Here is a 19,936-nt window from a genome sequence, read left to right on the forward strand (position 1 = left end):
CCGATTCTCATCAAGCATAAGCTAATTGACATGACGTCAATCAGAGGGCCATATCGGGTGAAGCCAGGGCTAAGCCTTCTAGATGTCTAGTCAAAGTCCAAGTAGGCATCGAGCTTTTCCAAATCCAGAGCTATGTCAGCGTTGTCTGGGTAGTAGAAGTTCTCCTCCTCGATAATGCTTCCATCTTGGCATACAGTAATAAGCAGGGATGGGCCTTCGCCCCTGCCTGTATCGCGAAGCTCCTCTTTGTAAAACTCTGCGTTGGGATAAAGTACGGCTAGCCTGCCCACGTATTCAGCTAAGCTGGCATTATTCAAGTTAAGGGGCGGGGTACTGCTGTGCTGACTCATAGCTGAGAGATAAAAGGGCTCAAAGGCCAAGTGATTGTGCCGCATTATAGGACACTACATTGTTGAGTTGGGTGTACCGCTCAATCATCGCATCCGTCTTCTGCTTCGTTTGGTTCTTGATGGCCTTGTGAGACTGGCCATTGAGTACGGCGATGGTCACAAAGGACACGCGCAGCGAGTGGGCCGAGTAGGCTGGCCCCAGGCGCTTTTGCACCAGCTTGTTGATGGAGATATCCGAAAGCCGCTTGTCCGAGGGAGCCGCCATCTGCCCAGGGGCAGCCCGCGGAATCTTCACAAACAGCGGCCCCGTGGTGCGGCCCAGCAGACCGAGCCAGGCGCGCAGGCAGCGCACGGGGCAAAAATCCGCATTGGGGGCGTAGAAAATGGCTTTGTCCTCGACGGCACCGTACTGGTTGGTCTTGCTTTTGGACAGGTGTACCAACAGGGCCCGCTCCGTAAACTCCAACTGCTCGATGTTTAAGTCCACCAACTCAGAACGGCGGAAAGCCCCGGCGAAGCCTAGCAGCAGAAGGGCCCGGTCACGCAAGCCGGCTGACGTTTCCAAGTCGATGCGGCGAATGGCTTGCTTCAACTCGTCGACGGTGAAGGCCTGCGCCTGCTCCTGCCGCTTGCCCAGGGTGCGGGCAATGCCTTCCATCACGATATTGAGCGCATCCAGGGTAGCCGGCAGCCGGTGGCCGGCGAACTGGTGGGCCTTGCGGATGGCGGCCAGGTGGCGCTTGATGGTGGCCAGCGAGTGCGGGCGGATGAGCGGCTGCTGGCCCTTTCGCTTCTTTTTTCCCCCACCGCCCAGTGTATCGGATACCGGTTTCTCGGAAGCCAGGTAGGCGACGTACTCCGTGAGAGTATCCACGTCGGCCGGCACGGCGACGAAGCCATGCTGCTCGCAGAAGGTCACGTAGCTTTTCAAGTCAGAAGTATAGGCCCGCTCGGTATTGGCCGCGCCCTGCAGGCCGACTTCCAGAAAGCCCGCGACTTTAGCGGAGGCTCGGCTCAGGTGATAGCTGAGCGAGTGGGAAGCGTCGGGCACTGGGAGAATAGAAAGGTCTTCGCTCATGGGATGATTCGGCGGTGCCAATGCCGGGGCTGTCGCACACCTTATATAGTAGGTGTCAGAACTGGCTAGAATGCTCCAATTTTCACGGTGAAGATAAGTTATGATAAGTAAACATTATCATAACTTAAAATAAATTCTTTCCTTAACGTGCTTCGCTCGATACTTTCGGTGGAGTTTGCCGGATGAACTTGAGCGGTGGGAACGATGTCATCTTTGACACTCCCTCAGCCATCAGCACGCAGTACTTTCCGTTCTCTGAAAAAGGGACCTTTCAGTCACGAGTGTAATCACGGTTGCAGTTCGCCATCATATCACGAAACTCGTCCTCACTAAACTCTTCGTGGAAGCCATCATCGGTGCCACTCGCCTGAGCATAATTGCCCATCTTCTGGACCAGCACCATACTGCCGCCTAGTATGCGAACGATGTGCCGGGCTGCATGTGGCAATGGGGCATCATCGTTGTCAAACCGGTTATCCCAGATGCTTCGGGAGGCGTATTCGCCGGGGCCTAGCTCGGTAACTTCCTCTTGCATGTTGCCCGGCATCATGTACTCGTTGTGCAGAATCGCGAGCGGGGCCGTTTGAATGCGGAAATAGCTGAATTGATAGTCGTCAGGATTGTCGAAGCTTTCAAAAGTCAATTTCGCAACTCGGCAGACGCGGCGTTGGCTATGATGCGGGTCCGCATTGGTTTCCAGCTCAATTTGCCCTGATTCCTTCCCGAGGAAAGCGCCATATATTTCGAGCCAGCCACTATGAGGCAGGAACAGTGCGTTAATACCTGGAATGGCGCACATATGATTCAGCACCCGGACAACTTCGGGAATATCAGTCCATTCAGCGTGCGCAGGCACTCCTGCCGGAAAGAACTGGTCGATAAGCTGCTTCCAGCTCACAGCACAGTGCTGCTTAAATTCTTCACTGCTGAGGATAGTCATGTCGGAAAAACGGTGTGTGGGTGAGTTGTTACTTTTGGCGTAGTGCCGGAGATTGAAGTCTTACCGTTGTTTTTTCGGTATCACGAGTTGAATGTCAGCAGCAGGGTCCAGTAAGTTGTATTCCTCTTCGGTCAACTCTTTGACGGAGTCGACTCGCAGCTTCCATCCGCTCCCTCTCAAATTGCGGCCAAACATCATAGTCGCTCCGTCTAATTCGCTGGCTACGGTATGCACGGTGAGCGTATCGGCCGCACTTTTGCGACTTTCCAGTACGCCACAGTAATAGGCAATTCGGGACTTTGCCTCGCACAGCTCTGCGTAGCGGGTAGTATCGTCTATGCTGTCGTAGAAAGCCTTGGCTTTATCGTATTCGTTGAACACCTTGCGCCGCTCTCGTCGGCCCCAGCGCGCGGTGTTCAACGAATAATCAACGGTAAATTCTCCCTTATTATAGGATGGAGCCCCTTGGCCCCCGTAATCATTAGTTGGCATAGGGTCAGAAGATAGCAACGCTTTGATGAGTCGGTTGTTTGTTGAGCTGTTCCATCGCTTCCCGCACGGTTGTGGCCTGCGTAGCCACTGGCACGACAGCGAAAGCAGGGTTGGCTCCTGGCTGAGCGATTAGCTGCATAATCCTGATGTTCAACGGCGGTTCTGTCGCTGCTAGAATCACGTAGTGAAGCACGTCATCAACACCGTGGAGCGTGAAAAAGCGCCGCTGAACATCTGCGGATGCTGGGTTAAGGCGCATCCACTGGTAATGAACCCACTGGCCGGCGGCCCATACGCTAGGCTCGTCCTCTCCGTCCACTAGGGAAAACGCCGTATCGAGCACCCCCTGCTCAATCAACTCTTCTGCCATATCCTGCTGTCGGGGAGTTAAGTGCTTCCACAAGACAGGGTCTTGGTCAATGGAATGGTTGTCCTCCATCCAGCGAATGAAGGACAGTTGCTCGGATGCAAACATGATAGGTCTATTGGTGAATATCGGCCGGGTAAACTAAAAGGAATTCCAGTCGCTCAGGATGGAATGTTCCTGGCAATTCGCACAATAGGCAATTTGGCCCACTGCCAATCCCTGGGCGTCGAGGCTGGCTCGCATGGGAGCCATGTTTTCCCAGGTTTCGGAAGGAACCTGTGCTTGGGTTACTTCGAGCCGTTCGCCACCACAGGTCGTGCAGGTGGGCACTCCGTCGAGCAGGGCTCCTAAACTTTGTTTGAAGGCTGCGTGCCGATGCTGTTGTTCGCGTTGCCGGTTCGCGCTGGCTTTCTTCTGGGAGGCTTTTTTGCGGGTACGACTGGCTAGCATAATAAGGCTGGGTAGCAAATGAACTTTCAAGCAAGTTAACAAGCTGCTTATTTGCTAATTTCTGATAGGCAAAACGTCTACAGTTGAGGTGTGTACCTGAATAGGATGGTCATCTGCGACGCTTAAACGGTATTGTGGGAGGTGTATAGGTTGGGGCCGGAGCCGGACGGGAAGACTCGTACAGCTTGCGCAGATAATCCTGCGTGCGATACTCCCCCATTTCATCTTCCAGCTCATATGGGAGCTTGCCTTCGAATTTGGCGCGGGCCCGCAGTTGCCAGAAGTAGGCATCGAAATAGCCTGGTCGCACGCTGACAATGACCAGCATCTTGTCATCGCTCAACTCGTAGCGCACATCCTCGACGTAATAGGCACCCTCTCCGGTTTCGCCCATCAGGAACCAAAGCTCAAGCCCTTCTCCTACCCGGGGTATTATTGGCAGCCGGCACAGAAAGCTCACCCCGTCTTGCTTCCCGCGCACGTGCACGATGTGCTCCACATTCGTGTACTGAAGCACGTCGGCGTCGGTGGAAATTGCCGCAATAAAGTCCTCGTGCAGCGTATCCAGCTACTTTCGAAACCTGCTCGCGGTGATGCCAAACTGCTCCTGCAGCGTTTTGCTAGCGGGCGACTTATCATCCGGGCCAATGGCCATGATTGCCTCGATAAGCGGGTCGTAGGGCTTGCCCCTGCAGCTTGGCTAAGGCCGGGCGGGCCAGCGAGAGACAATAGATGATTTTGCTGGCCTTAATAGGTGGCTTCGGGCGCTCCTGATATCGGTGTCTCATGGTTCGCTAATCAAAGGGGGATTGTAGGCTTGCTGCCCCAATTTAATGCAGGCTACACTGTTGATTATAAGCTTAGTGGACCTCTGCGCAGAGCGAGCATATACCGAATGGCTGCCCGCAAAGGGCCCGGTGTTTTTGTACGCAACGAGAACGACATGTTTTGTCGCTGTAGACTTACACTTTCGTGACCAGTCAGCCTGACTTATTAATTACTGCCCATGCTCCGCGCTATTCGAATCACAAAGCCTAGTACCGAGGTGCACAAGCTACCTGCAGCCATCCATGCCGTTCCCGCTACGGTAGCGCTCTACGTGGCTTCCGTGGCCAGTCGATATCAGAATCAAGGGCTCAGCCTAGCTGAGTTGGTAGCGGCCGGTGAAGAAGAATGGCAGCAGGCACAGCAGCATTACGGGGCTGCCTCTGAGCAACTGGACCGGTGGGGTGCCTGGTGGGTGAAAGAAAGGATTCTACAAGTGCTGGAAACTATGCTGCCCAATGAGGAAGGTACTGCATAAATGCCTGCTTGCCCTTCATTGCCAATCCTTATATTGCACCCTGCCTTGTGCGGATTTATGGCTTTCTGATAACGCTATGCTATTCTTTAATCTGTCGACTACGCCAAACGAATAGCCTGCTTACTTCATCTATCGCACGGTAGCTCCTATCCTTTTCGTGACCACCCACGCCCACTTTCTTCGTCAGTTACTGCTGGTACTGCGCCTGCAGAGCCTTCGCCGGGCTGTCCCTTTTGAGGAGTTGCGCGACTACTTGTTGGAGCAGACTTCGCTGCGGGACCTGGCCGCTAACTATTCGCAGCGCACCTTCCAGCGGGATTTACCCAAAATCGCGGAGCGCTTCGGCGTTACGATTGCGCATGACCGGCGAGCAGGCGGCTACGTGGTTACCTCGACGGACCCGCTGCCGGAAGGCTACCAGCGGCTGCTCGATGCCTTTGAGCTACAGGAATTCCTGCGGCTGCCAACGGCACTGAGCCCGTTTGTGCAGTGGGAATCCCGGCGGCCCCTGGGTACGGAATGGCTGCAGCCGCTGCTGCGCGCCGTGCAGCAGCGCCGCCAAGTGGCGTTTCAGTACCACAAGTTCTGGGACGATGAGCCCTCGGCCCGCACTGTTTCCCCACTGTTGCTCAAAGAATTCAAAGGCCGTTGGTATCTGCTGGCACACGACCCAGCTAGGGACGTCCTCCGGTGCTTCGGACTAGACCGCATCCAGGCGCTGGAATCAACTGCTAATTCATTTGAGCCTCCTGCGGATTTTCAGCCCGAGGCGTACTACGCTCACAGCTTTGGCATTATTCGCCCGGACCATGAGCTACCGGCGGACATTGTTCTGGCACTGAAACCAACGCAGGGCCAATACCTCAAGTCATTCCCACTACACAGTTCACAGCGTGTGATGGTGGATACGGATGAGGAGCTACTGATTCAGTTGACTGTCTATAACACCCATGACCTGCTGATGGAGTTGCTATCTCTCGGCGACCAGGTGCAAGTGCTAGCTCCTGCTTCACTCCGAGCCCAGCTAAAGCAGATTCATGCGGCGGCGGTGAAGGGCGGCAGCTAGCTTCGCTTTTATAATACCAGGGCCGCCGAAAACTGCTCAGAGTGGGCAAGACTTTTTTCCAACACACAATGGCTGACGTTTACTGTAAATACTGTGGTCACAAGGCTAATACCGTTGCTGCCCTTACTTCTGGTGCCTGTATGCACCATCCGCTTGGTGTAGCCAAGGGTAAGCATAGCCTTTATGAGGGTGCTACAAAGTCCAGCTACACGTGTAAAAACTGCGGCCATAAGGCAAACTCAATATCAGCGCTGACCTCTGGCGCGTGCATGCGCCATCCAAACGGTGTTGCAAAGGGAAAGCACGAGCCGGTTATGTAGATAGAATTGTCAGCTAAATAAAGAATTGAGTCAATGTCACTTTGGACCTGAGTCCGGGTGCATTCAACACCAGCACACCTAATCGCATGACCCCATCTGATATCCTGATTTACAGTAATCTGATAGAGCTAAAGCCAATCGGCAAGCTCCTCAATCAGCATTTTATAGTCCCTTCCTACCAGCGAGGATACAGATGGACCACACGCCAGGTAGAAGACTTGCTAGATGACCTGGCAGACTTTGATAAGCATGGTGTTCAAGGCTCGTTCTACTGCTTGCAGCCAATCATCGTGAAGAAGCAAGGCGAGAAGTGGGAGCTGATAGATGGGCAGCAGCGTCTGACGACGATTTATATCATTCTGAACTATATCAAGACGGCATCTCTGCCAACTGCAGAAACCCCCTTTGCGCTGGAATACGCCACGCGTAGCGGCAGCTTGGAGTTTCTCCAGAATATTCAAGCTTCCCGTAGCAACGAGAACATAGACTTTTACTACATCAGCCAAGCTTACGACTGTATCGATGAGTGGATTCGTGGGAAGGATGATAAGGCGATGGCTGCAGTTGAGCTTTATCAGGTCTTGTTGAAAAAGACCTGTATCATCTGGTATCAGATAGACGAGGGACATGACCCTCATGATATCTTTATTCGGATTAACTCCGGCAAGATTCCGTTGACTAACGCTGAGTTGGTCAAGGCGCTTTTTTTAAAGCGTCGCGGCAAGGAGGCAAGTATTGAATCGATTGAGTTTGAGAAGCGTCAATCAGAGATTGCCAGCGAATGGGACTACATAGAGGCCGAGCTGCAGCGAGATGAAATCTGGTATTTTCTCAATCGTGAGCCAAATAGCCAGGCCACGCGGATTGAGTTCATCTTAAATAATCTGGTAGGGACGCGTCCTAGCCATAAAGATGAATATGCAACCTTCCGAAAGTTCAGCGAGCTACTAGAGGACTTGTCCGCCAAAGAGGTTTCAGAGTACTGGCAACAGGTAAAAAACAGGTTCCTTCTTTTTCAAGAGTGGTTTGAAGACCGCGAGCTATACCATCAGATTGGATACCTGCTTGCTGTTAGGGAGCCGCTGGAGCCGCTGGTAGAAAAGGCAAAAGACCTCTCAAAGTCACGATTCAAGAAATATCTGACGGAGCGCATTCAGTCCAAGGTAGCTTACCAGATAGGAAACTTACGGTATAGCAACTCAAGGGAGAAATGGCCGCTGCAGTGTGTGCTTCTGTTGTTTAACGTTGAGACTCTCCGCCAAAATAAGGAAGAGAGCTACCGCTTCCCATTTCATCACTACAAAGGCAATGGGAGCGAGTCGCGTACCTGGAGCCTTGAGCATATCCACGCACAGCGGGACCCTGGATTCAGTACCACGGAGAAGTTTCACATCTGGCTTAGTGGCATTCGGCCCTTCGTCGCCGAAGCAATCGGTCTGCCTCAGCCGGTTGAGGAGAAAGAAGACGGTGCTCGACTTTCTCCGGCGCAGGTAGTCGCGGCGATTGACGAGGCGCTGCAGATGGACGACTTGGATAAAGATGGATTTGAGCAGGTGCAAGACCAGATTTTTGAGCTGTTCGGCTCGCCTGAGCTGGATGATATCACCAACATGGCACTGCTAACCACCAACGACAACTCAGCCCTTAACAACGGCCCTTTTCCGCAGAAGCGCTCCAAGATTATTGAGCTAGAGAGAAAAGGGTCTTTCATTCCAATCGCCACCCGCAACGTGTTTCTGAAATACTACACTGATAACGCCGGACACTTGAGCTACTGGACGGAGACTGACCGAAATGCCTATCTACAGGCCATCAAAACGACTCTAGCAGCTTATTTGCCTACACAACACTCAGCCTAGTCCAGCATGTCGCCAACTCAAACCACCTTCTGGTCGCTATTGAACGACTACTCCATCCGAATTCCCATCATTCAGCGGGATTATGCTCAGGGACGGGACGACAAGACTACTGCGGTGATACGCAACAAGTTTTTACATAGTCTGCACAAGACGCTGCTAGCTAATAATCGTGCAAAGCCCCTGGACTTAGACTTTGTCTATGGTGAGGTTAAGCATCCAGACGAAGCCAAGCTGCGGTATATGATTCCACTGGATGGACAGCAGCGCTTGACCACGCTTTACCTGCTGCATTGGTACCTCGCTGTAGCAGAGGGGCGCTTGGAGGAGGTAAAGCATGTGCTGCAGAAGTTCACCTACCAAACGCGCAGCAGCTCCCGCGAATTCTGCGACTGCCTGGCTAAGTGCGAGCCTGCAGATATTACCCTTGGGGTTGACCAGCCGCTTAGCGAGCAACTGCGGGACGCGGCCTGGTTTCAGCCCGCCTGGCAGCGAGACCCAACTGTGCAGGCAATGTTGACAATGCTCGACGCCATCTCCGAGAAGTTTGGAACGCCAGTGGGGCTATTTGACCAGCTAACGGAAAGCGTGGACCCGCTCATCGGCTTTCAGTTTCTTGAGCTAGACAAGGTTGGTCTGACCGATGACCTCTATCTAAAGATGAATGCCCGTGGAAAGGCGCTGACTGACTTCGAGAACTGGAAGGCAGAGTTTGACCAGTTTCTGCATCTGCATCACCCAGAGCGACAAGGCGAGTTCGCGCAAAGGATAGATGGTCCTTGGACTGACCTATTCTGGCATCATCAGCAGGGCTCCCCAGACTCGATGGATACAGCATTCAGACGTTTTCTGGAATATGTAACCACCATGCTTGGAGTGTGGCGCTCAGGCGTAAAAGTGCAAGAGGAGGAAGAAGAAGCGGCTGCTGACCCGTTTGAGTTGTATCGTAAGGTGTATACAGATGCGGATAACGTTCATTTCCTGTTCCGTGCGCTGGACTTGCTTAGTCCAGACGAGGTAAGAAATACAGACGTCTTCTTTAGGGAAGTATTCTCCAAGACGCAGAAGGAGGACAAGGTTGTCTTGTTCGATGGAGGACTGAATCTGTTTACCCGTATCATCAACGGAGCCAATCCGGATATCAAAGTGAGGGTGCTGCTGTTTGCGCTGCTGAATTACGGCGTCACCATTGGCAGCTTACGCGGCGACGACCCTGAGCTACACGACTTGCTACGGGTGGTGAGAAACCAGCTAGAGCGAGTGCGACAGCTGAAAGACACCAAGTTTGGCCCGGTACTGCGAGAGGACGCTATGCCAAGCTATCTGGCTGATGCCGCCGCCCTAGTCTCATTGTCAGCTACTGGGCAGAGCGTAAACGTATATGAGCTGCTTGCAAAAGGCATCCCTGCAAGGCTTAGAAGCGGCCCGCGCTTTGCTCCAGAGATTGAGAAGGCTAAGCTGATACTCCAAAACCCCGCCCTGAAGAGCGCAGTACATCAACTAGAGGACTTAGCTGTATTCAAAGGGTCGCTGCACAGCTTGAGCTTAGAGGAACACCAGGAGAGCATAGGTGACTTTGCTGCCGCTGCCAAGGAGATTTGGTCTGGCGCAGCTAGCCAGGAGCAAATCATTCGGGCTTGGCTTACAATTGACGATTACTCGCTAAATACCGGTGGCTCACGCTTAGGCGACAAGTACTTTTTTGGTAGCGATGAGAACTGGTATACAATGCTTACAAGCAGCGATACCAAGATAAAAGACTTGCTACCAAGGTTTTTATCAGCTTATCTATCCTCTCCTGGCGCCACTGCTACGGAGCGACTTCTAAATATGGTGGACGCATGGCTAGCAAAAGAGCAGGAGATGGATTGGCGCTACTACTTCATCAAGTACCCGCGAATGACTGAAGACTCCAGCGGCCAGTATGCATGGGAGTCAAGCTTTGAGATGCGTCTGCTGAGCCGCTCCTCATTGAGGGCATTTCATATCAATCCGTACGTCCGCACGGTTATTGGGCTGGTTGCTGATAACAGTAAGTGCTCTGAGTATGACTCTGGTACAAGTGACGCGTACAAGTCCCCTCTGTGGTGTAACAGAGTGTCAAGCGGTGAAGGCGCTACTCAATATGTGGGGCTCTACTGCGAGGATGATGGCTGGCGCGTACGCATGCCAGAAGGCTATGTTCCTGCCGAGGAGCTTGCATCTATGTACGGTTTACAGTCGGATTTGAAAGGGCGATTACAAGAGGACCCATCAACAGACCGGATACAGACTGCACTGGCTTTCATAGATGATTTATACAAGTTCGGAATTAGTCCTGCGGTAGTTTAAAGCTGAACATCACGATTAAATTTTGCCGTAGCTTTCGCTTTGAGCCCTTGAACCCGCTTAGTGAGTCCTTTACTAATGAATCAGACCCAGTTTAAGGGCTCTATCAATTAGCCAGACACATGCGGAGGAGGTCGGTTAGCAAAGGAGTAACAGGCCGCTTTAGATGGTTACCTGCCAATCAGAAGGGCCTAATCAGGTAAGGTCCTTCTGACTAGTGGCAGCATGGGGCGATAATCAAGACGGTAGCTACTTCAGCTTCTCGCGCATTGTGTTGTCGAAGAGAAGAGTTGGCTTCTTGGTGTCGTAAACTCCGGCTCGCCCGTACAGGATATCTTCGTAAGGCATGCCATCCTTTGCGTATTCTACATAGAGCGATGGGTAGCCCGAATACGGGTCCGTTTCCATGTCCAGCTTGACGATGTAATCGTAGGGTATTCGGTAGAAAGGGTGGTAAGTAATGACGGTGTAGGCTGGGTTATTTTTTCTGGTTTCGTCGTCCCAGTCCAGCAGGTCCCATTTTCCGTTCTTATCGAAAATGGCCTTGCCGCCCATGCCGATGAACTCGATGCCGTTGTCGTAAAAGTCCCAAAACTGCATTTTGAGCCAGGAGTCAATCCGGCTGCCGGGGGTAGGGCGAACTTCGGGATAGGAGCGGTCATCCACAGAGCGTACGATGACACTGTCGTACCGAAACTTGACCCACGGCTCGTAGTAGGCGTGCTCCCAACACTCGTGGTCGAGGTTTTTCAGCAGGGCCTTCTTCATCCTATCCCGCAGGGCTAGGTTCTTCTTAAGCTTGGCCGCACTGCTTTGCCTCGGTGCTGCCTTGGTGCCGCTTTGGTTTTCGTAGAGTAGAATCTTGGCTACTTCCTCGATTTTAGGCGTGGGCAGCGAATTGATTTTATTCAATAGCCCATGAAAATCAATGATATTCTGGTCGCTGGTGAAGGCGAAGCGCTGCTGGGTATCAAAGGCTGGGTAGCTCTTCTGCTTTTTGCCCAGTATCAGCACAAATAGCTGGTCGTAGGCCTGGTAAAGGCCATTGGCCAGGAAACTGTCGATGGTGTACTGAATTTTCTTGGTGGCCTTGGCGGTCGTCACCTGCACGGCTACCCGGTTAAAATTGTCGGCCAGGTCAATAGCAGGGAAGTTGTTCTGCACCAGATTGATATTGTGCAGATTGTAGCCATACACGCTATTGAGCAGGCGGCAGATGGTATGCTCCGAAAAGAGGTTAGCATCATACAGGTTGAGAGCATTACGGTTTGAAAGCTCTACTTCCCAGCGGGTCAGTTCGCGTACTATCTTCTTTAATTCTTCTTCTCTTTTAATCATTTACCAAGGATTGGGGCATTTCTGGAAAAAACTGATGAGGCAAGACAGATTATCGAATGGCAATTCCTACTATAGACCAGCGGCAGCGCGTTGCTGCTGTTCAAAAGCCCAATCCTCTGGTGATAGAATGGCCTCCATAAAAGCCGAATAGCCCATGTCGCGCCGCTCCAGCGCGTGCCGGCGTAGAGCTAGGCTGCGTTTGGAGCCTTCGAAGCCGTCCTTTTCCATGGCCTTGCGAAAACCCTCTGGCAATCCTTCCAGCCAGTGCTGGTAATCTTCTTCCGTCACTTCCCCATCGGCCAGATGCTGATAACGGTATGTAGCGTTACCCAGACGGAACAGGCGGGCCATCTCGGCCCGCTGGCTTTCGGGCAACTGCTCCAGAGCCTGCAGTTGGGCTTGGTGGTGCTTGTCGAGTGGGTGGCGGGGCTGGAGCAACTCTTCCATCTTATTCAACTGGGCCCTGTTGAGCGAAAGCCGCGAGGGCGCGGGTGTTTTCGTACAGCATGCCCTTCCGCTTCCCGCCGTTAAACTGCGGGCCGTCGCCCTGCAGTACCTGCCAGACCTGCTCGTAGGATACCCGGATGGGCGAGCGATGGGTTAGGTCATTGCCATCAAGCAGCACTTCGCAAGTAAATTCTTCCGCGCCAATTTCCAGCTGCCAGACCGTGCTCTGGTGCAGGTGCAGGGTGCCGAGCATTACGCGCCCGCTTTCGGTCTGAAAGTAGTTTGTGCACACCAAGTAATGATGCTGCGGGGTGGAAAGGCCTGCCTGCACCTGGTGCAAAACGGCAACTAACGGATGCGGCTCGCGGGGCATAGGATTGTGCTTACGGCTGATTCATGACCCACGGGTCGGGTAATTCTCACGGTGAATCCGCTCGTTGTAGTACACCGCGTCGGTTGACTGAAAGGTAAGCCTTTCGCCTACATCCTGTCCGGCGGGCACTACCTTGCGCAGCAGCTGGTAGAGTTGGTCGAAGAGGATGGTCGCCCGGAAGCGGTCGGTCCACGGGCCTGGGGCGTGCAGCTCGTCGTCTTCCGGGTAGCGCACAAATTCTGTGTCGAAGGCCACGTAATCAGGCCCGATTTCCAGGTTGGCAACCTCGCTGTGGTGCAGGGAAAAAAACGGCCGGGTAGTGCCGGCGCCGCGGGTGGTTGTCGCGGTCGTAATAATGGGCGCCCAGCAAGTAATACACGGTCGGGTCACGCAGGTCCGTTTCGACCTGGTGAAGTAGCTCCGGCAGGTTGGCCCAGGTGTGCGGTTGTTCCATTAACGGAGCCTTAGATGTAGCTAATGAGGATAACATTCCAGTAGGGGAATGAAATTGGCGAATAATTTCCAATAAGGAGAAGCCACGGGCATTTCAGATGCTGGCTGCCAGCCCCAAAGCGTGCGCGTTCAGGTAAGTGTGTAGTTCAGACCGTTCCCGGTAACTGCCGGGTAGGGTCTTGGATGCAGTGCGAAAACGAAAACTCATTTGGCAAAAACAGGCCCTGGATTCCATCAATTTTGCAGGCATGAAAGCCAAACTACCGTCTGGTGTGGCCATATTGGCTAGATTTGCCTGTTAAACCGATTGCCGAGTATGCTGGCTTTGAAATCCTACGCTGTGCATAGTTGCCCTTCCTCAGTTGGCCTTCTGGCCGACTGGCTGAGTTGGGCTCTCCGGCAGCCGTTGCCCATCCAACAGCGGCCCGCCCTGTTTGTGGGCTCTCTCGCGTAACGCACCCCTCTGAAAAGCAGCACGCCACCGCCCCATTCTGGGCGGCTGGGCAGCTGCACTGTATCCTGCCGGGCCCCTCAACTGGTCGCAGGCGGAGCGTTTTCATTCCTTTCCGTTGACGTTACTGTTATGGCTGCGAGCCCCTATCGCCGCTTTTCCAGCATCTGCCCTACCGTGCAGGCGCTGGTGATTCGGCTTATTCAAGAAGAATTCACCGCTTTGCTAAACCTCACTGCTGAGGTACCCGAAGTTGCCTGGGCCCGCGCCGTAGTGCTGGCCGACCCCATACTGCTGTACTGCACGGCCCAGGAGCCGGCCATCCGGCTCTGTCCGGAATCCTACCAGCAGCTGCTCGCCTGCCTGCAGCAGGAACTAACCAGCACAGAGTAGCATCACTCACTCTATAAGAAAAGCCCGGCCATAAATTTGGCCGGGCTTTTCCAGTATTAAGGGCGCTCATAAAGTCGTCTTGCTGTAGCCGAAGTGGATGACATTGCTGTAAACCCTGATTCTGTTGCAAACTGCAGTCAAGGTAATTGCGTGGCAAAAAATCTACGCATAACTTCCCAAACTATACTCTGCTCTGCGCTATTGCGTGTAATGGTTGAAGTATCAAATTCGATTAACAGTTCATTGACTACTAATTTGCTGCTACGAAACAGGATATTGCTGTGTTGAACAAACGGCATGTGCCGCTTGGGCATGTGCATCTTAACCCGCCAAATCTTTTGACCTGCGTGTAGGACGGCAAACTGCTCCAGTAACTGCCGCTTCTCGTCGGGGGAGACTGACCGGGCAATAGTATAAATGGCTTTTCTTCGGCTATTTACCGTCAAGCATTTAGCTAGCGTGAGCATTGATAAGTAGTTGATGATTTTGCAGTAACACCCAGGCTTTTTCCCAATGTGGAACGACAAAGAAACAAACGTTGACCTCTTAGGACATCGGCGCATCGCTCAAACCATCGTAGAGATATTACGGGAGGAAGAGTTGCGCCCACTTACCGTTGGTATCCACGGCAGTTGGGGCGCGGGCAAAACCTCGATTTTGTCGCTTATCGAGGCGGAGTTGAAGGACGATGATACAACCTTGTGCCTGACGTTTAACGGGTGGCTTTACCAAGGGTATGACGATACCAAATCGGCTCTGATGGAAGCGGTGGTGCACGCCTTGTTGAGCCGCCGCTCGGTGGGAGCATCGGCCATGGCGATGGGCAAGCGTTTGTTCAAGCGCATCAACTGGCTGAAAGCTGCCAAGGTCGCCGGCAGCCTGGCGATGACGGCCGCCACGGGAATGTCGCCGGCCGCCCTTTTCGGTTTGCCCGGCCTGCTGGCCAGCGCCAAGGATTTATTCGCCGACAAGGAAGCCAAGCCCGCCGGCACAACCGTGAACGTGACGGTGGAGGCAGAGGAAGAAGACTGGTTAAAACCGGAACAAGCGACCGTGCCAGCGCAGATTCAGGCTTTTCGTGATGAACTGCAGGCCCTCATCAAAGAAGCTGGCGTAGAGCGACTGGTAGTCTTAGTAGACGACCTTGACCGGTGCCTGCCCACCTCGGTTATTGACATTCTGGAGGCGGTAAAGCTGTTTCTGTTCGTGGAGGGTTCAGCCTTTATCCTGGCCACCGACGAGCAGATGATTGAATATGCCGTGCGCCGCCACTTTCCCGACTTACCGGTGTCGCAGGCCGAGTACACGAAGCACTACTTGGAAAAGCTGATTCAGATTCCGATTCGAGTGCCTTCGCTCAACGCGCTACAGACGCAGAATTACATCCGGTTTCTGTTGCTGCAAAACCACTTGCAACACGATAAAACCCGGCTGGCCGAAATTTGCACGGCCTTTGAGCAAGCCCGTGAAACGCCCTATGACAACAAGGAACTGACCTACGCCTTCATTACCGAGCAGTTGGGAGGTTCCAATCAAGACCTGCGCAACATTCTCAATGTTGCCGAGCAACTTGGAAGCACCTTGGCCAAGGAGTTGCGCGGTAACCCGCGCAATGTCAAGCGGTTTTTGAATACTTTATTCATGCGCCAGCGCGTGGCACGTATCTACGGCTTAGAGCAAAAGGTGCAACTCGACGTGCTGGCCAAACTCATGCTATTGGAGCGTTTCCATGCTGAGCAATACGAAGCCGTAGTCGCCGACGTGACGGCTGCCCCAGACGGGCGGTCAGCTACTGTGCAACAACTGGAAGCCACCGAACCCGAACCTGTGGCGGATGCCAAGCCGAAAGCGAAATCCAAGCACGATACGCCGGCTGCTACGGCTCCGGCAGTTGAGGAAGCGCTACGGCAATGGGCGCAGTTCGCGCCTGCCCTGGCAGAAGTGGATTTGCGGCCGTACATTTTCATTTCCCGTGAGCGGGTCTTGAGCTTTCAACCGGGTGAGGAGATTCCGCCGGCGCTCATGCCGCTCTACCAGGCACTGCTGACTGGTGTGCGTATGCAATTCGTGAAGCACGAGGCGGATGCAAAAGCCCTTACTCCCAGCCAGGCCCGGCTGTTATTCGAGCAACTCCAGCGCGAGGCCGTGACGACCGGAGATTGGCAAACGGTGCCAAAAGCGGTGGATGGCTTAGTGTACTTAGTGCAGCAGCAGCCAGCATTGGAAGCACCTCTTATCGCCATGATGAATAGCGTGGCCGCTAAGGACCTGGGAGTGTGGGTCGGCACCAAATTCGGTTTCTTCACGACGCCTGATGGAAAAGCCGCCCGCCGTACCTTCCTGGCTAATCTACAGCAAGACCCGCAGGTGAGCGGAACCTTGAAAACCCTTCTTTCTCAAATGCAAACTGCTGACTAACTCGTGGGAACCTCTGCCAACCGCCGCGGCCCGAAGCCGTCCATCCCGCTGATTCCCGACTGGATTGAGCCCCTTCCTCCCGAAGTGGAACCAGCAACCGAGCCGGTTGGCCCGCAGCAGGAGCCAACTGGGCCGGTGGAAGAACCGTCCCCAACGGACGATGGAGTAGACTCGGACGAGACCACTAGCCCGACCCAACCGGCCGACGAGGAGGGGGCGCAGCCGGCGGTACCGCTGCCTGCCAACCGTTTCAACACCAGCCAGCGGGGGTTTCAGAAGGCGGTTAAAACCAATAACTTTTCCGGCCTGCGCCGCACGGTAAAGAACTATGTGGCTCAGGGCCTTGGCGGGGCACGTACGGGAGCCCGACGGCTCAGCCGCTCAGGACGCGCTGTTGCTTCTTTTGGGGCAGTGTTGGGCGATATTCGACAGCAAGGGCTGGCCGCGACCCTGACCCGGTTGAATCTGGGCCAACTGGTTGGGCAACCGGTGGTGACCGTGCTTTCAGCCCTGATGACCCACGTGTGCGGCGCTTCCGCGCTGCTCGACGATGCCATCACCCGCGAAGCCTACGCCGACACCATTACGCGCGTGGTGGCAGACATGCCTGACCTGGACTTGGAGCACCTGACAGAGGCACAGGCGGGCGAGATGCTGGCCGTTTTTTTAGAGCAGAGCATTGTGCTGCGGCTCATCTGCGACATTGGACGCTCACAAACCGTGGCCACGGCCAATCCAACCGACTCGCTGCGTGTGCAGCAGGAACTGTATCAGATAGTCAACGGAATGGTGCACAGTAGCATCTTGCCCGAACTGACACAATCTATGGCCGACCCAGCCAACCTAAACCGGGAAATCCAGCGCATTTATTTCGTTGCCCTCAACGCCATTACCACCGCTAACTAGTCTGTCCTATGCCGACCAGTGGAATTGAACTACGCATTGGGGAAACCGACCAGGGGGCCGGCGCAGACCCTACCCGGTTTGCCAACTTCTATACCTTCGACGTGCAACGTCCCGGTTCCGGTCAGCCAGCCATCAGCCTGAGCGAATTGTTGGTGGCGTTGCGGCGGGTAAGGCTCCAGCCCTCGCCCCTGAGCCTAGACTGGTTGGCCGTGGCCTGCGCTGCCTACGCAGCCGATACAACTGTCGACCGCTACACAAACTCCGATGACGGGTGGACGCGCCAGTTTGAGTTGTTTGTGCCTGTAAGCGACGTAGCCGTCTGGGACGCGCAGGCTGAGTTGCTGGCTACCATACTTAACTTTCTTACCGGCGACCTGTGGAAGCTGACCTTTCGGCCGAGTTCGGCCGCCATTGTAGTGGCACGGCGCAGCATGAAACCGGTTACGTATCTAACGGATACCGTATGCTTGTTTTCAGGGGGTATGGATAGCTTTCTGGGGGCCATGAAGCTGCTGGATGCCGGGGTGCAGCCTCTCTTGGTCGGGCACGCGAAAAGCAGTGATGTTTCTGATTTTCGGAACCAGGCAGCTGAGGCTCTTCGCGCTCACTATCCGTTGCTAAACTTGGAATTGATAAAGGCTTTCGTGCGTGTAAACAAGCCCCGGCGCACTCACGAAACCGTAATCGGTGAGAGCACCGAGCGTGGCCGCTCGTTTCTCTTTCTGGCCCTTGGAGCGGCTTGTGCCTCCGCCCTCCCCGGTCCGGCCCGGAAAAATCTGTGGATTCCGGAAAACGGCTTTATCACTTTGAACCTGCCCCTCTCTCCCCTGCGGATGGGAGCCTACAGCACCCGCACTACCCATCCCTACTATTTGCAATTGGTGCAGTCGCTGATGGATAACCTGGGGCTAAACACGACGGTGCACAACCCCTTTGAATTTTTGACGAAAGGTGAGATGCTTGCTACCTGCTCAGACCCAGCTTTCGCCGCGAGCGTCAATACGATGTCGTGCAGTCGGCCCGCGACGCGCAACGCCCGCTTAGAGGGCGTGGGTACCCGGCACTGCGGTCGCTGTGTGCCCTGCATCATCCGGCGAGCAGCCCTGCATAAAGCGGGCATCCGCGACGACAACGCCTTGCTGCCGGCGGACAGGCAGTATCGCACTGATATTTATCGCGACACCCTGCACGCGTCCACATCCAATGCCACCAATAAAGGGGCGAAGGGCGAGAACGTCTTGGCGCTCCGATATATGCTGGCCCGGACGCAGGCCGACCCCCATTACTTAGCCGCGGCCATCCAGCTGACAGGTCCCCTCACGAACCCGCAGCAGTCACTCGACGTGTACCGGCGTGGGCTGGCAGAGGTAGCAGCCATTCTGCGACGGGTAACCGTAGTTCCTTAATGCATGGCCTGGTACGTTGACACTCATTGTCACCTGGACTTATTCCCGGGCATTCAGCAGACAGTAGCCGAGCAGGATGCGGTTCCAATAAAGACTATTTCGGTCACGAATGCGCCGTTCCTGTGGCGACCTAACCAGCAGCTGTTTCGCTCGTGCCGCAACATCCGATTGGCATTAGGACTGCACCCAGAGCTAGCAGGCCAGCGGGTACACGAAATGGCCTTGTTTGAAGCACTTTGCACCGAGACGAAGTACATTGGTGAAATTGGCCTTGATGGTACGACTACCAACCAACAGGAACGGGATGCTCAATTGCTCGTGCTGCGCGGTGTGATGGCTGTACTGCGCACCAGCCCAGCTAAAATTCTAACGGTGCATACCCGCCGGGCTGCCGTCGAGACCATTCAGGAACTGGCCACTGGGCTGGCCGATACGCCGCATCAGGTCATTCTACACTGGTATTCTGGCAACTTAACGGAATTGCGGCGGGCGGTAGAACTGGGCTTCTACTTCTCGGTGAATCACGCTATGCTCACCAGCAAGTCATCAACTGCACTACTAAAGTCTATTCCGCGCAGCCAATTGCTGACGGAAACGGATGCGCCGTTTACTTTTTCACCTGCTGTACCGGACCGACTTACCTCGTTGCGAAAGACAATGAAGATGTTGAGTAATCAGTGGGCAATGGAAGAGCAGGAGTGCTTACACTTGGTCTGGGAAAACTTTTCTGGCTTGCTGAAGGCAACACATTAGTTTCCAATGCTCCGGGGCATGGGTACATTCTAAATTGATGCGATTATCTCCATATCCTACTTCCCAATCACGTATACCGGTACCGCCTGTGCATTGGTGCCGCGCCCGGTTTCTTTTTTCACTTCCTTGCCGTCGAGCAGGATGGCCGCGGTGATTTCCGAAGCGGCCGTGCCGCCGTTGAGGCTGGCCAGCAGGCTGAGGTGGTCTCCCTGCTTCATGGTGCGCTTGAAGCGGTAAGAAGCCGGCAGCGGGACATTGTTGACCGTGGTGGTGCCGCCGCTCTCGTTGTCGTAGCTGATGTAGTCCGAGGCTTGGACGGTGGTGGAAGAAATGCGGTACTCCACTTGGTATTCTTTGGGGCCGGTGGGCGTCGCGTCGTCTTTGGCGCAGTTGCTGGCCGTGGCCAGGGCCGCGCAGCTCAGGAGTAGGGTGGCTAGTCGTTTCATAG

General features: G+C 54.3%; 21 protein-coding genes. 9 read left to right on the plus strand and 12 right to left on the minus strand.

Features of this window, described 5'->3' with window-relative positions; translation table 11 throughout:
• Positions 1-86: 86 nt before the first annotated feature.
• From MUN79_RS29470 to MUN79_RS29500, 7 genes are all read right to left on the minus strand, one after another.
• Positions 87-350, minus strand: coding sequence for a hypothetical protein (locus MUN79_RS29470; protein WP_244678545.1), 264 nt, complete (start codon positions 348-350; stop codon positions 87-89).
• Positions 351-369: 19 nt separating this feature from the next.
• Positions 370-1,428: a tyrosine-type recombinase/integrase gene (locus MUN79_RS29475; RefSeq protein ID WP_244678546.1), complete on the minus strand. Its 1,059-nt coding sequence runs from the start codon at positions 1,426-1,428 to the stop codon at positions 370-372.
• Positions 1,429-1,699: 271 nt separating this feature from the next.
• On the minus strand, positions 1,700-2,368 hold the full coding sequence (locus MUN79_RS29480; RefSeq protein WP_244678547.1) for a hypothetical protein: 669 nt from the start codon (positions 2,366-2,368) through the stop codon (positions 1,700-1,702).
• Between the two features lie 60 nt (positions 2,369-2,428).
• The gene (locus MUN79_RS29485; RefSeq protein ID WP_244678548.1) at positions 2,429-2,860 is read right to left on the minus strand and encodes a hypothetical protein; all 432 of its coding nucleotides are present in this window, start codon (positions 2,858-2,860) and stop codon (positions 2,429-2,431) included.
• A 4-nt stretch (positions 2,861-2,864) separates the two neighbouring features.
• Positions 2,865-3,335: a hypothetical protein gene (locus MUN79_RS29490; protein WP_244678549.1), complete on the minus strand. Its 471-nt coding sequence runs from the start codon at positions 3,333-3,335 to the stop codon at positions 2,865-2,867.
• Positions 3,336-3,368: 33 nt separating this feature from the next.
• Positions 3,369-3,677 (minus strand): hypothetical protein, encoded by a 309-nt coding sequence (locus MUN79_RS29495; RefSeq protein WP_244678550.1) that lies wholly within the window; start codon positions 3,675-3,677, stop codon positions 3,369-3,371.
• Between the two features lie 109 nt (positions 3,678-3,786).
• Complete coding sequence (locus tag MUN79_RS29500) at positions 3,787-4,194, minus strand: hypothetical protein (protein WP_244678551.1); 408 nt, start codon at positions 4,192-4,194, stop codon at positions 3,787-3,789.
• Positions 4,195-4,683: 489 nt separating this feature from the next.
• On the opposite strand from MUN79_RS29500, the gene MUN79_RS29505 reads away from it, so the two are divergent.
• The 4 genes from MUN79_RS29505 to MUN79_RS29525 all read left to right on the plus strand — a co-directional run bounded on the left by MUN79_RS29505 (position 4,684) and on the right by MUN79_RS29525 (position 10,553).
• On the plus strand, positions 4,684-4,980 hold the full coding sequence (locus MUN79_RS29505; RefSeq protein ID WP_244678552.1) for a hypothetical protein: 297 nt from the start codon (positions 4,684-4,686) through the stop codon (positions 4,978-4,980).
• Positions 4,981-5,137: 157 nt separating this feature from the next.
• The gene (locus MUN79_RS29510; protein WP_244678553.1) at positions 5,138-6,046 is read left to right on the plus strand and encodes a helix-turn-helix transcriptional regulator; all 909 of its coding nucleotides are present in this window, start codon (positions 5,138-5,140) and stop codon (positions 6,044-6,046) included.
• 406 nt (positions 6,047-6,452) lie between these two features.
• Entirely contained in the window at positions 6,453-8,225 is a 1,773-nt protein-coding gene (locus tag MUN79_RS29520) for a DUF262 domain-containing protein (protein ID WP_244678554.1), read from the plus strand.
• 6 nt (positions 8,226-8,231) lie between these two features.
• Complete coding sequence (locus MUN79_RS29525; RefSeq protein ID WP_244678555.1) at positions 8,232-10,553, plus strand: DUF262 domain-containing protein; 2,322 nt, start codon at positions 8,232-8,234, stop codon at positions 10,551-10,553.
• Positions 10,554-10,799: 246 nt separating this feature from the next.
• Here MUN79_RS29525 and MUN79_RS29530 read toward each other — a convergent pair whose 3' ends face one another.
• The 4 genes from MUN79_RS29530 to MUN79_RS29545 all read right to left on the minus strand — a co-directional run bounded on the left by MUN79_RS29530 (position 10,800) and on the right by MUN79_RS29545 (position 13,098).
• Complete coding sequence (locus MUN79_RS29530; RefSeq protein WP_244678556.1) at positions 10,800-11,888, minus strand: SMEK domain-containing protein; 1,089 nt, start codon at positions 11,886-11,888, stop codon at positions 10,800-10,802.
• 69 nt (positions 11,889-11,957) lie between these two features.
• Positions 11,958-12,335, minus strand: coding sequence for a hypothetical protein (locus tag MUN79_RS29535; RefSeq protein ID WP_244678557.1), 378 nt, complete (start codon positions 12,333-12,335; stop codon positions 11,958-11,960).
• A 1-nt stretch (position 12,336) separates the two neighbouring features.
• Positions 12,337-12,708, minus strand: a complete 372-nt coding sequence (locus tag MUN79_RS29540) for a hypothetical protein (protein WP_244678558.1) — start codon at positions 12,706-12,708, stop codon at positions 12,337-12,339.
• Between the two features lie 21 nt (positions 12,709-12,729).
• Positions 12,730-13,098, minus strand: a complete 369-nt coding sequence (locus tag MUN79_RS29545) for a hypothetical protein (RefSeq protein ID WP_244678559.1) — start codon at positions 13,096-13,098, stop codon at positions 12,730-12,732.
• A gap of 646 nt (positions 13,099-13,744) precedes the next feature.
• Between MUN79_RS29545 and MUN79_RS29550 the strand changes: the two genes are divergently transcribed.
• The 5 genes from MUN79_RS29550 to qatD all read left to right on the plus strand — a co-directional run bounded on the left by MUN79_RS29550 (position 13,745) and on the right by qatD (position 19,488).
• Entirely contained in the window at positions 13,745-14,005 is a 261-nt protein-coding gene (locus MUN79_RS29550; protein WP_244678560.1) for a hypothetical protein, read from the plus strand.
• A 513-nt stretch (positions 14,006-14,518) separates the two neighbouring features.
• Positions 14,519-16,423 (plus strand): Qat anti-phage system ATPase QatA, encoded by a 1,905-nt coding sequence (gene qatA, locus MUN79_RS29555; protein ID WP_244678561.1) that lies wholly within the window; start codon positions 14,519-14,521, stop codon positions 16,421-16,423.
• A 3-nt stretch (positions 16,424-16,426) separates the two neighbouring features.
• Positions 16,427-17,329 (plus strand): Qat anti-phage system associated protein QatB, encoded by a 903-nt coding sequence (gene qatB / locus MUN79_RS29560; protein WP_244678562.1) that lies wholly within the window; start codon positions 16,427-16,429, stop codon positions 17,327-17,329.
• 8 nt (positions 17,330-17,337) lie between these two features.
• Positions 17,338-18,735 carry a Qat anti-phage system QueC-like protein QatC gene (gene qatC / locus MUN79_RS29565; RefSeq protein WP_244678563.1) on the plus strand — a complete coding sequence of 466 codons (1,398 nt, stop codon included), beginning with the start codon at positions 17,338-17,340 and terminating at the stop codon, positions 18,733-18,735.
• A gap of 3 nt (positions 18,736-18,738) precedes the next feature.
• Positions 18,739-19,488 carry a Qat anti-phage system TatD family nuclease QatD gene (gene qatD, locus MUN79_RS29570; RefSeq protein ID WP_244678564.1) on the plus strand — a complete coding sequence of 250 codons (750 nt, stop codon included), beginning with the start codon at positions 18,739-18,741 and terminating at the stop codon, positions 19,486-19,488.
• Positions 19,489-19,544: 56 nt separating this feature from the next.
• Here qatD and MUN79_RS29575 read toward each other — a convergent pair whose 3' ends face one another.
• On the minus strand, positions 19,545-19,934 hold the full coding sequence (locus MUN79_RS29575; protein ID WP_244678565.1) for a hypothetical protein: 390 nt from the start codon (positions 19,932-19,934) through the stop codon (positions 19,545-19,547).
• Positions 19,935-19,936 lie beyond the last annotated feature (2 nt).

It is taken from the genome of Hymenobacter cellulosilyticus (assembly GCF_022919215.1).
Lineage (GTDB): Bacteria > Bacteroidota > Bacteroidia > Cytophagales > Hymenobacteraceae > Hymenobacter > Hymenobacter cellulosilyticus.

Excerpts from the sequence above, each read along its gene's own strand:
- MUN79_RS29475 (WP_244678546.1), bottom strand. The coding sequence starts at position 1,428 with ATGAGCGAAGACCTTTCTATTCTCCCAGTGCCCGACGCTTCCCACTCG.
- MUN79_RS29535 (WP_244678557.1), bottom strand. The coding sequence starts at position 12,335 with ATGGAAGAGTTGCTCCAGCCCCGCCACCCACTCGACAAGCACCACCAA.
- qatA (WP_244678561.1), top strand. The coding sequence starts at position 14,519 with ATGTGGAACGACAAAGAAACAAACGTTGACCTCTTAGGACATCGGCGC.
- qatC (WP_244678563.1), top strand. The coding sequence starts at position 17,338 with ATGCCGACCAGTGGAATTGAACTACGCATTGGGGAAACCGACCAGGGG.
- MUN79_RS29505 (WP_244678552.1), top strand. The coding sequence starts at position 4,684 with ATGCTCCGCGCTATTCGAATCACAAAGCCTAGTACCGAGGTGCACAAG.
- MUN79_RS29495 (WP_244678550.1), bottom strand. The coding sequence starts at position 3,677 with ATGCTAGCCAGTCGTACCCGCAAAAAAGCCTCCCAGAAGAAAGCCAGC.
- MUN79_RS29485 (WP_244678548.1), bottom strand. The coding sequence starts at position 2,860 with ATGCCAACTAATGATTACGGGGGCCAAGGGGCTCCATCCTATAATAAG.
- MUN79_RS29525 (WP_244678555.1), top strand. The coding sequence starts at position 8,232 with ATGTCGCCAACTCAAACCACCTTCTGGTCGCTATTGAACGACTACTCC.
- MUN79_RS29520 (WP_244678554.1), top strand. The coding sequence starts at position 6,453 with ATGACCCCATCTGATATCCTGATTTACAGTAATCTGATAGAGCTAAAG.
- MUN79_RS29480 (WP_244678547.1), bottom strand. The coding sequence starts at position 2,368 with ATGACTATCCTCAGCAGTGAAGAATTTAAGCAGCACTGTGCTGTGAGC.
- MUN79_RS29470 (WP_244678545.1), bottom strand. The coding sequence starts at position 350 with ATGAGTCAGCACAGCAGTACCCCGCCCCTTAACTTGAATAATGCCAGC.
- MUN79_RS29575 (WP_244678565.1), bottom strand. The coding sequence starts at position 19,934 with ATGAAACGACTAGCCACCCTACTCCTGAGCTGCGCGGCCCTGGCCACG.
- MUN79_RS29490 (WP_244678549.1), bottom strand. The coding sequence starts at position 3,335 with ATGTTTGCATCCGAGCAACTGTCCTTCATTCGCTGGATGGAGGACAAC.
- MUN79_RS29550 (WP_244678560.1), top strand. The coding sequence starts at position 13,745 with ATGGCTGCGAGCCCCTATCGCCGCTTTTCCAGCATCTGCCCTACCGTG.
- MUN79_RS29530 (WP_244678556.1), bottom strand. The coding sequence starts at position 11,888 with ATGATTAAAAGAGAAGAAGAATTAAAGAAGATAGTACGCGAACTGACC.
- qatD (WP_244678564.1), top strand. The coding sequence starts at position 18,739 with ATGGCCTGGTACGTTGACACTCATTGTCACCTGGACTTATTCCCGGGC.
- MUN79_RS29540 (WP_244678558.1), bottom strand. The coding sequence starts at position 12,708 with ATGCCCCGCGAGCCGCATCCGTTAGTTGCCGTTTTGCACCAGGTGCAG.